This window comes from Undibacterium sp. YM2 (assembly GCF_009937975.1).
Taxonomy (GTDB): domain Bacteria; phylum Pseudomonadota; class Gammaproteobacteria; order Burkholderiales; family Burkholderiaceae_D; genus Undibacterium.
The window spans coordinates 4,038,456-4,053,961 of sequence record NZ_AP018441.1 but is presented as its reverse complement, the minus strand read 5'-3'; the positions used below and the strand labels follow the sequence as shown (position 1 = coordinate 4,053,961).

The following is a 15,506-nucleotide window of genomic DNA, read 5'->3' as shown; positions in this document are numbered from 1 at the left end:
GATCGTCGCGCACATGACAGGCACTCCGATTTCCACTGTTACAGTCCACTAACGTCTCCATCAACCAAGCAAGGAAAAACATCATGTCCGATATACTGTCTTATTCCCAAATCGTTCCCCTCGGTGCATTTGCTGTTGCCATCGCTTACTCGATCTGCCATGCCTGGATCAAGACCAGCCAGCACGAAACTGACTTGCAACAGCGTACTATGGAACATCAGGAAAAGATGAAAGCGATGGAGTTGGAAATTGCCCGTAACCAGGCAATAGCTGCGGACAGAAAAAATCAGTTAGCCTGAGTCAAACACATGCACCCGGCCAACATGCATGCGATACACATACAGTGTGATCGCATGCCTGTTGAGTTTGATTTAGCTTAACAAGTGCAACCCGGCATCACACCAGCAAATCCGCCAGACTACGCGCAATGACCTTGGTGGCCTTGCGTAAATCTTCCAGATTCAAACGCTCATCCGCCCGTTTCGCATGGGACTCCAGCACGGTACGTGGCCCAGCACCATAGATGACGCCAGGCATGCCTGCTTCCGAAAACAGGCGTACATCGGTATACAAAGGCGTACCCAGCGCAGGAATCGCCTCACCAAACACAGTCCCACCATGCTTTTGTATTGCCTCTACCAAAGGCGCATTGCCCGGTAATGGTCGCATGGAATTTGCCAGCAAGATGCGTTTTACATCAACGCTGATGCGTGGCAACTCAGCCGCAGTATCGCTGATGACTTTGCGCAAAGTCGCTTCGACTTCTGCCGGATTCTCTTCCGGTATCATGCGGCGGTCAAGTTTGAATGTGACGCGGCCTGGGATGACATTGGTATTCGTGCCACCTTCGATTGTTCCCACATTCAAATAAGGGTGGGTGATGCCTTCGACTTTGGAAGTGACTTGTTTGTACAGCGTGTTTTGCGCATACAGGGCATTCAGGATTTTGACCGCTGCCTGCAAGGCATCGACACCCGAATCAGGGATTGCGGCATGTGCCATCTTGCCGTGTACCGTCACTTCCATCTGCAGACAACCGTTGTGCGCTGTGATGACCTGGTAAGAGAAACCTGCGGCTATCATCAGGTCAGGCTTGATCAAGTTGTGTTTCAACATCCAGCCGGGGCCGACTTCACCGCCGAATTCTTCATCATAAGTAAATAACAACTCCAGCGTGCCTGCTGTTGGTTTGGCCACTGCTTCGAGGGCACGCAGGGCAAAGGTGTAAGTCGAGAAATCACATTTGCTGACCGCCGTAGCACGGCCATAGATATTGCCGTTTTCTATTTCACCGCCGTATGGGTCTTTAGTCCAGCCTTCGCCCGGTGGCACCACGTCGCCATGCGCATTCAGCAGCACGGTCTTGCCAGGGCCATACTGGCGGCGTACCAGCAGGTTGGTGATGCTTTGCAGGCCTGCTTCTTTGACTTCATTGTCTGGTACAGCATGCTTTTCTGCGCTGATACCCATGTCTTGCAGCAGATCGGCGGTGCGTTCTGCATGCGGGGTGTTATTGCCGGGTGGGGTATCAGTCGGAACACGTATTAGTTCTTGCAGGAATTTGACTTGCTCGTCAAAGTGCGTGTCTATCCAGGCGTCGAGTTGTTCGTAATTATTCATGGTGGAGAGCTTTCATGGTGAGTGTTGAGTGTGATTGGGCGTCTTATGCTCGACGCCTCGATTGAAAGTGTTCAACAAAATGGACAAAGGCTTGCGCGGCGAGTGTGGCATCTTCTGCCGTCATGATTTCATCCGGGTGATGGCTGATACCACCATTGCCGCAGCGTACAAACAGCATGGCAACATCGCAGATTGCGGCCATTGCCATCGCATCATGTCCAGCACCAGAGGGCAGGTGGCGTAAGGCTACATCGCAATCAGTAATGGAATCAGCCAGTTGCTGTTGTAGCCAAGGCGCACAAGGCACGCTGGCAGCTTCATGGGTTTTGCGCAGATTGAATTGCACCTTGCGGCGTGCTGCGATGCGCTCGATTTGCGCCAGCACATCGACCACGGCCTGCTCGCGCACGGCATCCCGCTCAGCACGTATGTCTATCGAAAATACCGCCTTGCCAGGCACGACATTGGCAGCACCATTTGGTACATTGAATTGCCCCACCGTGCCAACCAGGCCGGGTATGCCCTGACAGCGCTGTTCTATATACAGGCCGGTTTCTGCTGCGGCCATGGCGGCATCGCGGCGCATGCCCATGGGGGATGTGCCTGCGTGTCCTGCCAGACCTTCCACCTCGACCATAAAGCGGGTGGCACCGGATATGGCCGTGACCACACCCAGCGCCAGACCTTCATTGAGCAAGACCGGCCCCTGTTCTATATGGACTTCTACAAAGCCCAGCACACTCGCCGGGTCATACGCGGCCTTGGCCAGCCCGGCTGGATGAAAGCCGGAAGCCGTCATCACTTCGCGCATGCTCTGGCCGTTGTCATCCAGATTATCCAGCACCGCCATGTCGAACGTGCCTGCGGCGGCGCGGCTGCCCAGCAGGGTGGCTTTGAAACGCACGCCTTCTTCTTCTGCGAAACCGATGACCTCTATCGCGAATGGGAAACGCTTGCCCGCCGCGTGCCATTGCTCTACACAGGCCAGTGGCAGCAAGATGCCGAGGTTGCCGTCATATTTGCCGGCATTGCGCACCGTATCAAAATGTGAGCCGGTCAGCAGGGTGGGCGCGTCGGGTTCCAGGCCTTCATAGCGTCCTATGACATTGCCTGCCATATCGCGCCGTACATTCATGCCGGCAGCGCACATCCATTCAGCCAGTTGGGCGGCAGCACTGTGATGCTCGGGGGTCAGATAAGTGCGCGTCAACATGCCTGGTGTTTCGGTATGTTGCGCCAATACGTCAGCCCTGTTCATGATTTGCGAGCCACAACTCGCGTAGGAATGCATCTTGCTCGACATGCTGGTCTCCTCCTTGTCAGGTGTTTCAGGCGTTTTATTGCACGCCTCATAGTGGCTGGCGGCTCTCGTGGTTTCTGGTGGGAAACGGCCTGCATCTGCTTGCCAGGATGGTCGCTGTTTTTGCCTGTTTTTTTGGATTCTACTATTGAATTCATTTATTGCATACAAAAATTGGATGCAGTATATTTGATTTCAGATCGCTTCCTGAAAAGCTGGCTTGATGGTGAGGTCTGCAAGAATTTTCGTATATATATCAATGAGTTGGAGTGAAGTCACATCAAGTAGTGCTAACCAGTCAATCAGGAGGTAATCGTGCAGCGTATCTACAAATCACTTTTTGGCCAGGTGCTTATTGCCCTGGCAGCCGGGATACTGATAGGGGTCTTGTACCCCAGTTTTGGCGTCAGCCTCAAACCCATAGGCGATGGCTTTATCAAACTGATCAAGATGATCATCCCCATGATCGTTTTTTGTGTTGTCGTCCATGGCATTTATGGTGCAGGGGAACTCAAGAAAGTAGGGCGCGTCGGCCTCAAGGCGCTGATTTACTTTGAAGTGGTGACAACGATTGCACTGGTATTGGGCCTGGCACTGGCTTTCCTGTTCCACCCCGGTGAGGGCATGAACATTGTCCCCGCCTCGCTTGATGCCAGCACCCTGGGCACCTATGTCGATAATGCCAACAAGGTCAAAAGCGCAGGCTTTGCCGAATTTGTCATGAAAATCATCCCGACCACAGTCGTCAGCGCCTTTACCTCGGGTGACGTGTTGCAGGTCTTGCTGTTTTCGCTGATCTTTGGCTGCGCCCTGTCACTGGTCGGTGAAAAAGCCCGCCCCATCGCCAACATGATCAGCAGCCTGTCTGAAGTGTTTTTCAAGTGCATGTCCTTCATCATCAAGCTGGCACCTTTGGGCGTGTTTGGTGCAATTGCCTTCACCGTGGGCAAATATGGTGTGGGTTCGTTGAAACAACTGGGTTTGCTGGTGATCTTGTTTTACGCCGCTGTCATCATTTTTGTGTTTGGCATACTCGGTGCGATATTGAAAGTCGCTGGCTTCAATATCTTCAAATTCATCAAATACCTGCGTGAAGAATTGCTGGTGGTGCTGGCGACAGCATCGTCTGACTCTGTCTTGCCACAGGTGATGAAAAAGCTGGAATACATGGGTATCAAAGATACCACCGTTGGCCTGGTCATACCCACAGGTTATTCCTTCAACCTAGACGCGTTTTCCATCTACCTGACACTGGCCGCCGTATTCATCGCCCAGGCCACCAATACCCCGCTGGCGTTTTCTGATCTATTGGCGATACTGGCGATTGCCCTGGTCACTTCCAAAGGCGCACATGGCGTACCCGGCTCGGCGATCGTCATCCTGGCTGCCACTTTGTCTGCCATACCGGCGATACCGGTAGTGGGCCTGGTGCTGGTGCTGTCTGTCGATTGGTTCATCGGCATCGCCCGTGCTCTCGGCAACCTGATCGGCAACTGCGTTGCTACCGTTGTCGTCGCCGCATGGGAAAAAGACATAGACAGAAGCCGTGCCCATGCGGTCTTGAATGGCGATACTGCTGCGATTGCCAGTTATGATCTGGCGAACAGCAAGACAGAGCTGGCGGCGGGATGATGCAGTTTTTCATGCACTGACTGCGCCAGGTCAAGGGTAGTGGAATAAAAATAACGCCCAAAGGCCAAAATCTTTGGGCGTTATCCTTATCAGGTTACAATTTAGCCTTAGCTCATCATGCAGCACGCCAGCTCTACAGGTAAATAAGAATATGACCGCCACCACCAATCCAGCCCAGGCAGACCAGGCAGACAGCTCAGAAGCCATCGCCCTGGACATCACCACAGCCATCGCCGAGCAAAGGCTGCCGCCTGGTACCAAGCTCAGGGAAGAGGCACTGGCGCGCATGTATTCCGTCAGCCGCACCAAAATCCGCGCGGCCCTGGTCATGCTGGCCAAGGACAAGCTCATTGACCTCGTGCCAGAAAAAGGCGCCTTCGTCAGCAAGCCCAGCGAGCAGGAAGCCCACGAGATATTTGCTGTCCGCCGCATACTCGAAGCCGCACTGGTGCGCGAATTCATCGCCAAGGCCACCGCAGAAGATTACGCCCGCATAGAACAACACCTGCTCCAGGAACGCCAGGCCATCAGCGACAACAACGTGCAGGAACGCTCAACCCTGCTCAGCGACTTTCACATCCTGCTCGCCAAAACTGCAGGCAACCAGGTACTGACCGACATCCTCATGAAGCTCGCAGGCCGTAGCTCCCTCATCACCATGCTCTACCAGTCCAGCCGCGACGCCAGTTGCTCATCAGACGAACACGTAGAATTCATCAAGGCCGCAAAAGCCGGGGATGTAGAAAAAGCCGTAGAACTGATGGCCCATCACCTGCACCACGTTGAATCGGCGTTGCAATTCAAAGAAGTGGCGAAGAGTGACAAGAAGGATTTTATTTCGGCGTTGCTGGCTTGAGGTTAAGTTTGAAAAGTAGGGGTAATAAAGGGATGCACAAAACTGGTGGCAGCGGTTTTGTGAAAATGCGAGACTAACGATAAGCAGATCCTGTAGGTACGATTAGCTTTGCGTAATCGTACGCATGTTGACTCACTGAATACCCTTGGTAGAGCGCACATCACAAATCAAGCAGGCATCAAGCTTTAAAGAGCTATGGTCGCTTCAAGGATTTACATGCGTACGATTACGTTTCACTAATCGTACCTACACTGCCACAGCAATCCTGATCATTGAACAACATGCGCAAAACAAAAATCTTATCCAAAGTCAGCATCGACAAAGAAAACAGCATCAAGCTGCAATTCCCATTTTTGCAGAACATAAAAGAAAATATTGATCACGGCAATATGGGGCGCGTTGCCACCTCTGTGTTTGACCACTGGATCACTTGCGAGAGCGAGTATCCTCTATTAGATAACATAGACGCCGCTGAACAAGAAAACCGGAATAAGAAATTTCTGTCGCACTGGGCTGCGATATTTGATGCTACCGAGGTGTTCACCGTTCGTTACCGTGGCCAATGGCCGCAAAAAGAGAAACTGGTCATCAAACAATATACCGACAAGGCTGGCTATCTGACCCAATGCAAGCATAAAATGCTCAACACCCCATTCCAATTCCTCATCTTGCCCGAGTTTGATAGTCTCTACGTAGCATCGTGGGACGACACCCATGTGTTTTATTTTAATGACCGTCTGAGGGCTGAACCAGTTTTACGTCTGGCAGAAAAATCTGGATTGCATGTTTTGGAATTCAATTAAGTTTGAATCACCCTGAGTAGGTACGATTAGCTTTGCGTAATCGTACGCATGTTGATCTACGCACCATGTTTTGTAGATTTGTTGTTTCGAAGTCTTACATGCGTGCGAATACGTTTTACTAATCGTCCATGTTTTTGTCACCACCTGGCGGCTTCATTTTGAAGGCCGGTACATAAAAGAGAATGCCAAAATAAGAAAACCAAAAATCGTCATGACGAGGCCCATTTTCACGTCTCTTTTTTCCCATGGCCATCTGTTCTTTGCATAGTCATTCGCCAAATAAATGATCCTCATACTTCGCCCACCATGCAGGGTTTGCGAGGTAGCCTGATCAATGCTTTTCGTCACAGTGTACTTTTCGCCTCGTTCTGTGATGAATGTCAGGCGGACGTTGTTTTGATTGCTGGCTGGCCCAGAAATTTTCTCCAGCGGTTCAACCTGAGCATTTCTTCCGAGGAGCTCGAAGTCGCGATTTTCGAGATAACCTCCCACACCTTCATATAAGCCCAGTGCAGAAAAACAGAAACCTAAAAGACGAATTCTTCCAGCGAGTGACATAGTTGCTATATCCTTTTTAAATATTTTTGAAATTTTATGAAGCTGCAAACCACCATGACATGCGCAGGTTTGCATGCGTACGATTACGTTTCACTAATCGTACCTACACGAGCTGCAGTACGATTACGCATGCGTTGCCCCAATCCCATCTAAGGCCTGTCAATAGGTCTGAGTTTGCGAAACTGAACCGTCACCACATAGCTACCGGCTACCCAGGAAAAGATCCAGACTAAGCCAGGTATCAGCGCAATCATTAATTGATCCCAATGCTGAAACACATTGCTGTCAGCACTTGACAGATTATAGATCGCCATAGCTACCCAGCCAGTCGAAGCGATGAACGCAATCAAGTACCAGAGAAACTTGCCCCAGGATTTCCGCTTGAATAGACCGACTGACCCGGCGAAGCACATTATTACGGCGATTGACCATATCCAATTTGATGAGAATATCAGCCAGTAACTAATGCTTGAAGCCAGAAGGAGCAAGTATAGTGCGAGGATATTGACTATCATTTTTCACATTGAATTTGAGTAATCTTGATTTTAGCGTAATTACCTATCCACACAATGAAAGTCCTCTGTTCTTCGTGCAGAATACCGGCTGAATGCAATAGCGAGTTAGCTAATCAGCTTGGTGCCACTGTTGCAGCAGGCGGTAATGCCGCCATGAGCTTTTGCATTTTTTCCAGATAGGCACTGGCTTCTGCTGCCACCTCTGCATCCGGGTAGCGCTGCAAGATCACCTTCACGATAGAAATTGCCTGCGCATACTTGCGGAAATGGTCGCCAGACAGGCGGGCGGCCAGCATGTATATGGCAGGAATATCTGCATGCTTGGGGTTCTTTTTGTCAAAGCCCTGTATCAGATTCATCGCGCCCTTGAAATCGTTGGTCGCAAAAGCACTGCTGGCAACTTGCAGGATATCGTCAGGTTGCACTTCAAAAGCCGGGTCGCGGTTTTTGAGTTCACCTAGCATATGCATGGCTTTTTCGTGATAGCCAGCTTTACCCAGCACCAGCATATAGCGCCGCGCCTGTTCGCAGATGCGTTTTTCATCGCCTTTGCGCAATAGCAGCTGATACAGCTTTTCATTCAGGGTCAGGTTGCCGCGCTCATAGCGCATTTCATCTTCCAGTATGCGCAAGGCAGCATCAAGCTCACCTCTCATCAATAGTGCGTCGATACGCTGGATGAACGGGTCAGAAGATGCAGGTGCCGGATTGTCCTTCGCCTTGGACTGCTCCCTGTGCGTATCAAAATCCACTGCCACAGGCAAACCGAGTTGCTGATGGTATTGATACAGCACATAGCCCATCATTGAATAGGTTGCCAGGATCAGGTAAAAATTCAAAAAAGTCATCAGCGGCACGCTCACGAAAGGCGACCAGGTTGCCGGTATCAGATGACGCAAGCCTTCTATACTCAACAAGACTGCACCAAAGATTGCCCACACCACGAAATAGGATGCACCCATGCCACGTATGAAGAACAGCGCCGTCGCAGGGTTGAGGGCACGCCAGGCATTGTCTTCAATCGCCAGCACCATCACCGCAGCGGGGATAGGCAGGGCAAACAGGATGGCTAGCACATAAAACCATTTGGCAAAATGCACATCTGGCGCCATGAATTTATCCATCCTGCTACGCGGCTGGTTGCTGCTTTCTTCTACACTATTGTCTTGCGCGCCGTTTTGCGTACCATAGGTCAGCTCCGCCTCACGCATGGCAATGCGCCGGGCTGCTTCATCACTGCCATCGCTGCTGGCCTTGGGCGCAGCCATATCATATTGACTGAGGGCTTTGGGTTCATCCGGGTCGGTACTGTCGTCATCCTCATCTGTTGGCGCAGGCCTGCGGGCAGGGGAGGCCTCATTGCCCGCTATTGCCGCCAGCGATGCCGCCGCAGGCATTTGCACACTTGCGGCACTGGTTTGGGATTTGGATGAGATCGCAGGCGCATTCGCATCCGGCTTCATGGCATAAGTGCCAACGATGACCATCAAAATAAAATACAGCAAGAACACCAGGTTCTGCTTATAGGGGCGTTTATCTTTATTACCCCAGACAGTAATGTCATCCCATTTTGGGTTCAGTTGCCCCATCGATGCCATTTCCATGACCGCATAGGCATAGCGCAAAAAGAACAGCATCAGCAAGCCGCGAAACATGCCAAACGCAAACACCGTCACGACACTCAGGGCCGACAAGCCCGCAATCATGATCAGCGGTGCAGGCTTGAAAGGAAACAGCAAAAACGAAGGAAGGCGCTGCAAAAATGGCGTGATATCGTCTTGGTAAATCTTGATCTGGGGTTCTGCGGACATGGTTTGAGTTGTTGTTGTGCGCGGTAAAAGCGCTGTATAGGGGCGGGAAGTGCGGGCAACCCGGCAATATAAACGTAGTCAGGCTTGTGTGCAAGGCTGTTGCTGGAGGGAATAATTCATCCTCGAAATATTGGCGGATACCAATAATTTTTAGCTGTTTGAACCGCACATGTCGCGGCTACTCGCAACTCGATTTCTAAGTAGTCCCTTGCTGCTAGTGATATTGAAATATGACGTTATGACATGTTGGGGAATTTTTGTGTGCAATATGTATATGATCATTTTGTTCGAACTTTATTTAAGCGGATTGTTGTAAAAAAATCTCTCCTCTAAATTTTTTTGGACAATTGACAATTTCATTGGTAACGAACTGTTACAATTAATTATCATCAGGCGAATGTCTGAGGGTGTTTATGAATTTTTACCGCGAATCGAAGATCCAAGTCTTTTTTCTGACTTCATTTTTATTTTGACTTCAGCCATTAGACGATCAACTTCTTTTTTGAAGATGATCATTACCGGGGCCTTGGTGTGCAAGTGTAATAAATTGCGTCATCAATGAGTAACCGAACCTACAAGTACGTTAGTTAGGCGTAATGATGTGGAGGGAGTGCTAGTACAGGGTTGTTGCTTCGATTGTCTCTTTTAATGTTAGGCGGCATTGCTCATTTTGAGCTTTGTTAATTAACTATAAAGGGCATTGATATGAGCAAATTTTTCAAAAGAGCGGTAAAAATTGTTGTCGTAAACTTAGTTGTAGTGCGTCGGGAGATTCACTATTGCGACAAACCCGCCCAAACTAGCACGAGTCGGATTTTGAGGGGTGTTATTCCTCACATTCCGATGATTATTAAAATTATCATCTTAGCTACCGAACTTTATTCTAAGATGATTATGTAAATAACTCTCTACTGATTTTCCACTTTAAGTAATTTGGATATTCAATGAGGCAAAACCATAAAATAGTCTACGATGCCTCTTCTATCGGTTCGCTACAGGTGTTGGCGAAAACGCTAGATATCTCTGTTCATCGTATACAGAAAATCGCCAGCGTTCAAACCGATTTTTATACTATTTTCGAGAAGCAAGTCAAAAATAAGATTCGGGAATTAGCAGAACCGAAGGCCGAGCTTAAAATTATTCACAAGAGAATTATTTCGCGAATATTTAGTCACTTCCGTTTTCCACATTATTTACATGGCGGGATTAAGGCCGATACTCCACGAGATTTCATATCTAACGCGTCAGCTCATGCAGCGTGTAAAACTGCCATTGCGATGGATATTAAAAGTTTTTATCCATCTATAACCTACGAACATGTTTACCAGATGTTTTTGCGTCTGTGCAAATTTCCTCCACAAGTATCCGAAGCTTTGGCAGGTTTAACCACGCTCAATGGATCAGTTCCTCAAGGTGCTCCTACTAGTTCATACATTGCGAACTTAGTGATCTGGGATAGAGAATATAAACTCGCGTCATTATTCGAACAAAAAGGATTTGTTTACACTCGGCTGATTGATGACATTACAGTAAGCACAGAAAAATCAATGTCGAAAGAAGCGATTGAAAACGTAATTAAATTGGTATCAAGTATGCTCGTTAACTACGGTTTTAAAATTCATCCTGATAAGACTCAAATATATTCGAAAAGTAATCCGGAAAAATTGATGCTGATTACGGGATTGTGGCTAAATAGAGGAATGCCTAGATTGGATGCAGATAAGCGGGTGAAAATTTCTGCTTCTGTAACCAGGTTAACAAAAAATGGAGTTAAAGATTGCGTTTCAGACGAATATCATCAACAGCACAGTAAATTGGCGGGGCAGGTAGCACTTTTAAAGCGGTTAAAACATGTCGAGGCTGGTCAACTTAGAAAGTTGCTAGACGCTACTCCTCCAATTTTTGAACATTCTAAGATCGCAAAAATTCAAAAAGTAGTGAAAATGTTTGTTAGAAAAGAGATTGATAGTTCAAAACTTGGTTATTTACAGAGATTTTTTCATTTACAGCATCAGGTTTCTATAGTGAAACGCACAAATCCGAGAATAGCTAGGCAGCTTCAAATTATGCTTAACAAAAGACGGCCTACATCTACAAAAGAGAGTCATTATGCTTAAAGAACGGTTTTCCGGGATTCTTAAAACATTTGATCCGATAAAAGGTTATGGGTTTATAAGTAGATCTGAAGGAAAGGATCTATTCGTGTACTTTGATCAATTTCTGTCCGCAGATCGTGACGCGGCAGCTATTCCTGGATGTTCAGTTGAGTTCAGTATTGAACAAGGTGGGAGAGGGCCTGTAGCTATTGATGTTCATATAATTGCCTAGAGTATGGCCTTTGCTGTTGGTTCATAGGCCGTTCGTCAATAGTTTTGTTTTAGTTGAAATGGCTGATCAAATCGAAACTACTACAGTTCAATAAGTCCTGTATCAATCTACATATCTAGCGCATCAAAATAGTGATGCTATTCTCAAAAGAAGTCATCCTGTATGCCTGCCAGTAAGCAATAGGTGTAATCTACTTCGTCACAATCCCAAACGTCCCCTGCGCCTTGTCGATGAGACCAAAGAAGCGCACCAAATCTATCTTGCTGCCATCCACCTTCAAGTCATTACTGAACAGCGTATCTTTGACGCCTGCCGTCCCCGCCATCATCTTGATGAAGATGGGCTTGGTCAGTGTTAGCGTGGCATTCGCATCTTTTACCGGTTCTGCTTTTTTGTGATGCAGTACGGCGTTTTCTATCCATAGTACGTAAGACTCTTTGGTGTCGGTCAGCACAAGATTGAGCTTGTAGTCTTTTCCTTCGGCGTCGGGGCCGTTGAGGCCGGCGGCCATGGCTTCGAGGAAGCGTTCTATCGGGGTTTGGCTCAGCATGTCTATCATGTTGGCGCGGTTGATGCCTTTGGCGGGTGGGCCGTTGCGTAGCTCGTTGGCTGCCGTGAGGTAGCTGTTGCGCCAGGTGGATGCTTCTGCTGCGTAGCCCATTTGCTCGTAGGTGCGTGCTAGCAGTTCTTTGGCGGTTTTGTTTTTGCTGTCGGCAAAGACGACGTGGTTTAGCAGCTCGGCTGTCCAGCGGTATTCTCCTTTGTCGAACGATGTTTGTGCTGCGGCGATGGCTTTATCTGCGCCGCCCAGCAACTCTACATAGTGTTTGGCAGATTCCTGCGGTGGCAGGCGGTTCAGGTTGGCGGGGTTGCCGTCATACGCGCCTATGTAGAACTGATACACGGCTTTGACATTGTGACGCAGGTCGCCGTAGTAGCCGCGTGCGCCGAAATAGTTTTCCAGTGATTTGGGCAGCTTGATTTTGTCGGCGATTTCGTAAGGCGTGTAACCGGCATTAATGAGGCGCACGGTCTGGTCATGGGTGTATTTATAGACATCGCGCTGCTTGGTGATGAATTCTGCAATGCGTGGCTTGCCCCAGATGGGCCAGTTGTGCTGGCCAAAATAGACATCGGCATCGGCGCTTTGTGCGAGGGCCTGTTCGAGGTAGTTGCTCCAGCGCTGGGCATCGCGTGCCTTGGCACCACGCACGGGCAAGAGATTGTGCATGGTTTGCGCGAGTATCTCGGCACCGGCATAGGCTTTTTTATCGGGGATGCTGAAGGTGAGTTCTGACGGTGCTTCTGCACCTGGCACGTTGTGGAAGACAAAGTTCACGCCATCGAGTGTCAGCTCCTGCGTTTCTTTGGTGATGAGCTGGTTGGGTGCCAGCACGCCTATGCTGCCGTAGGCGACCGCTTTGCCAAGGCCGGTATCGACCAGGCCCTTGGGTGAGCGTTCCAGGTCTTTGCCAAACTGGTAGCCAGAGCGCCTGGCCATGGCGGTGCCGACGAGGATGTTTTCGCTGGTGGCTTCTTCCATGAAACCGTCGGGGGTGATGACGGGGATGTTTTTGCTTTTGACTTCTTCTGACGTGATGACGCCGAGTGCACCACCAAAATGGTCGGCATGGCTGTGGGTGAAGACGATGGCAGTCACTGGCTTGTCGCCCAGGTGCTTGCGGGCAAAGGCAAGGGCGGCGCTGGCGCTTTCTTTGGAAGTCAGCGGATCGACAATGATCCAGCCTGTCTTGCCTTCTATGATGCTCATGTTGGCGATATCAAAACCGCGCAACTGGTAAATGCCATCGGTGACTTTGAACAGGCCGATTTGGGCATTGAGTTTTGCATGCCGCCACAGGCTGGGATTGACAGTGGCGGGGGCTGCGCCATCAATGAATTTCCAGGCATCGAAATCGATGAGCACTTCACCTGCGGGGCCGAGGATTTTGCCTTCTGGTTTGGCGATGAGACCGCGCTTGGCATCTTCAAAGTCTTGCTGGTCATCCAGCGCCAGGCTTTGCGCCATGTCGGCATTGGCTTTGACAGTGGTGGCGGTGGCGTCGCCCCTGGGGGCGTTGCTGGCCTTTTGCCCGCAGGCGCTGAGGATGAGGCTGCCAATGAGCAGGGCGGCGAGAGGATTTAACTTCAAATGATGCATGACAGTCTCCATTATTTATTTTATGGAAGAGCGTAGGGCAGTGAATTGTGCTTGTCCAATGCATTCTTAAGCTAAAATCAATGCACTGCTTGCATGGGTGTGTTGAAATGATAATACTCAAGAGCTGCGCGCATTGCCGACTTTTTATGCTGTTTTCTTCAGGTAAGGGCTATGGAACATAATGGAACTTAAGCGACTCAAACATGTAGTTGCCCTCGCAGATGAAAAGAATTTTGCCCGTGCTGCCGAGCGCGTGCATCTGTCGCAGTCTGCCCTTAGTCGCAGCATACAGGCGGCAGAGGCTGAGTTGCAGGTGCAATTGTTTGACCGTGGCACGACCGATGTGTTGCCTACTCCCGCAGGCAGCTTTTTTATAGAACGGGCGCGCAAGCTGGTGTTTGACAGCAATTGCCTGCAAAGGGATATTGAGCTATACCGCAGCAAGCAGATAGGTGAGCTGGCGATAGGCGTTGGGCCATTTCCGGCGGCGACCTTGCTGCCCATGCTGATGCCAGAATTGCGGCAGAATTTTGCCAGCGTCAGCTTGCGGGTAGAGGTCAATAACTGGGAATACCTCGCCCAGCATCTGCGGGCTGAAGAGCTGGATTTTTTTGTGGCAGATACGCGTGATCTGCCGCCGGACCAGGACCTGGACATTGATTTGCTGGCGCGCCAGCGTGGCGGTTTTTTTGTGCGCGCCGGGCACCCGCTATTGAACAAGGCGGAAAGGCTGCCTGCGGATATCCTTGATTATGGCCTGGCATCCGTGCGTTTGCCGCAAGCGATACGCAAGGCGCTGGCGCAATTGCTGGGTTTGCCAGCGGGCGCCGCCTTGCCAATTGCGCTTGAGTGCGATGACGTGCTGACGCTGAAGCGCGCGGCCCTGGAGTCTGACACCATACTGGCTGCGATCAATGCTGCGGTGGCAGATGAAATCCAGCGTGGCCTGATGTTGCCGCTGGTGATTGCGGGCATCCCGAATATGCATTCTGAGGTGGGTATCGTGTCGCTGCGGGGGCGCAGTCATTCACCAGTGGCGCAGCATGTCATAGCACGCTTCAAGGAATTGGCTGAACTGCATGCAAGGCAGTAAGGGACTGCTCAATGCTTATGCCGCTTCAATCTATCAATGTCTTCACCAGCGTGCGGCCATCGGGCATTGTTGCTTCTTGTCGCAACATGAGCTGGCTTTGCTTGGCAAACCAGAATTTGGTGACTGTGCCTGGCCGATTGTAATCGGTGGTCACGAGCCAGCAATCGATATTGCCAGTTGGCCCGGGGATGCTTTCTTCACCTGCCACCTTGAAGCTGTAATAGGCTGGTGCACTTTTGCTGCCAGGGTGGTAGAAGTTGACCCTCGCTTCATAGCCTGCTGCGAGGGGCAGGGTTTGCAGGAATTCGATGTCGGTTTCAAAATTGTAGGTGGCAACGGCAGATGGCATGGCAAAATCTTTCTGGCTATTGTCGGCGAGATCTTTCATGCCCGTGATCTTGTCGGCGCTGAAGGTGAAGCCTTCTACCAGGTGTTTGCCGTCCTTGTCGGTAATGCGTTCATGGCTGATCGGGGTAAAACTGGGGAATTGTGCCCATGAATCGAGGAGCTTGGTAGTCGCTGTGCTGTTGGCCTGGGTGGACACTGGTGCGCTGGGCGGTATGGCTGCGCCATCCCAGCGCTGGCGTATGCGTATGCGCTTTTCGCCATTCTGCTCTGTGATCTGTACTTCGCGCGACCAGATATCAAGAGGGACATTGCTGTCGCCACTCTTGAAATAGCGCAGGTAGTGATGCGTGCCTTCCTTTAACAGGGTGATGCGTGACAGGGTTTTGCCGGGGGACAGTGTCTCAGTGGCAGCCTGTGCATGGTTGAAGCTGGCAAATAGCAGGACCAGGGCAGGGAATACTATTGATCGCATTATTGTCTC

The 15,506-nt window shown here is 50.2% G+C and carries 13 protein-coding genes; 7 read left to right on the top strand and 6 right to left on the bottom strand.

Going from position 1 to position 15,506, the window contains the following annotated elements; genetic code table 11:
* Window positions 1–83 precede the first annotated feature (83 nt).
* Complete coding sequence (locus UNDYM_RS18170) at window positions 84–299, top strand: hypothetical protein (protein ID WP_162042290.1); 216 nt, start codon at window positions 84–86, stop codon at window positions 297–299.
* Between the two features lie 97 nt (window positions 300–396).
* On the opposite strand, the gene UNDYM_RS18165 is transcribed toward UNDYM_RS18170, so the two are convergent.
* Window positions 397–1,620, bottom strand: coding sequence for an ArgE/DapE family deacylase (locus tag UNDYM_RS18165; protein ID WP_162042289.1), 1,224 nt, complete (start codon window positions 1,618–1,620; stop codon window positions 397–399).
* Between the two features lie 43 nt (window positions 1,621–1,663).
* A complete protein-coding gene (locus tag UNDYM_RS18160) occupies window positions 1,664–2,923 on the bottom strand; it encodes an allantoate amidohydrolase (protein ID WP_162042288.1) in 1,260 nt (419 codons plus the stop codon).
* A gap of 312 nt (window positions 2,924–3,235) precedes the next feature.
* On the opposite strand from UNDYM_RS18160, the gene UNDYM_RS18155 reads away from it, so the two are divergent.
* From UNDYM_RS18155 to UNDYM_RS18145, 3 genes are all read left to right on the top strand, one after another.
* Window positions 3,236–4,552, top strand: coding sequence for a C4-dicarboxylate transporter DctA (locus UNDYM_RS18155; protein WP_162042287.1), 1,317 nt, complete (start codon window positions 3,236–3,238; stop codon window positions 4,550–4,552).
* A 151-nt stretch (window positions 4,553–4,703) separates the two neighbouring features.
* The gene (locus tag UNDYM_RS18150; RefSeq protein ID WP_162042286.1) at window positions 4,704–5,408 is read left to right on the top strand and encodes a GntR family transcriptional regulator; all 705 of its coding nucleotides are present in this window, start codon (window positions 4,704–4,706) and stop codon (window positions 5,406–5,408) included.
* Window positions 5,409–5,689: 281 nt separating this feature from the next.
* Window positions 5,690–6,211: a hypothetical protein gene (locus tag UNDYM_RS18145; protein ID WP_162042285.1), complete on the top strand. Its 522-nt coding sequence runs from the start codon at window positions 5,690–5,692 to the stop codon at window positions 6,209–6,211.
* Between the two features lie 153 nt (window positions 6,212–6,364).
* On the opposite strand, the gene UNDYM_RS18140 is transcribed toward UNDYM_RS18145, so the two are convergent.
* Both UNDYM_RS18140 and UNDYM_RS18135 read right to left on the bottom strand, forming a co-directional pair.
* Complete coding sequence (locus tag UNDYM_RS18140; RefSeq protein ID WP_162042284.1) at window positions 6,365–6,844, bottom strand: hypothetical protein; 480 nt, start codon at window positions 6,842–6,844, stop codon at window positions 6,365–6,367.
* 553 nt (window positions 6,845–7,397) lie between these two features.
* Complete coding sequence (locus UNDYM_RS18135) at window positions 7,398–9,095, bottom strand: tol-pal system YbgF family protein (protein ID WP_162042283.1); 1,698 nt, start codon at window positions 9,093–9,095, stop codon at window positions 7,398–7,400.
* A gap of 944 nt (window positions 9,096–10,039) precedes the next feature.
* On the opposite strand from UNDYM_RS18135, the gene UNDYM_RS18130 reads away from it, so the two are divergent.
* Both UNDYM_RS18130 and UNDYM_RS18125 read left to right on the top strand, forming a co-directional pair.
* Window positions 10,040–11,212, top strand: a complete 1,173-nt coding sequence (locus tag UNDYM_RS18130) for a reverse transcriptase family protein (protein WP_162042282.1) — start codon at window positions 10,040–10,042, stop codon at window positions 11,210–11,212.
* Window positions 11,205–11,423, top strand: a complete 219-nt coding sequence (locus UNDYM_RS18125; protein ID WP_162042281.1) for a cold shock domain-containing protein — start codon at window positions 11,205–11,207, stop codon at window positions 11,421–11,423. Before UNDYM_RS18130 ends, UNDYM_RS18125 begins: the two co-directional genes overlap by 8 nt.
* Window positions 11,424–11,613: 190 nt before the next feature.
* Here the strand turns inward: UNDYM_RS18125 and UNDYM_RS18120 are convergent, their stop codons facing one another.
* Entirely contained in the window at window positions 11,614–13,584 is a 1,971-nt protein-coding gene (locus UNDYM_RS18120; RefSeq protein WP_162042280.1) for an alkyl/aryl-sulfatase, read from the bottom strand.
* Between the two features lie 181 nt (window positions 13,585–13,765).
* Between UNDYM_RS18120 and UNDYM_RS18115 the strand changes: the two genes are divergently transcribed.
* Complete coding sequence (locus UNDYM_RS18115; RefSeq protein ID WP_162042279.1) at window positions 13,766–14,677, top strand: LysR family transcriptional regulator; 912 nt, start codon at window positions 13,766–13,768, stop codon at window positions 14,675–14,677.
* Window positions 14,678–14,702: 25 nt separating this feature from the next.
* Here the strand turns inward: UNDYM_RS18115 and UNDYM_RS18110 are convergent, their stop codons facing one another.
* The gene (locus UNDYM_RS18110) at window positions 14,703–15,497 is read right to left on the bottom strand and encodes a hypothetical protein (protein WP_162042278.1); all 795 of its coding nucleotides are present in this window, start codon (window positions 15,495–15,497) and stop codon (window positions 14,703–14,705) included.
* Window positions 15,498–15,506: the final 9 nt, after the last annotated feature.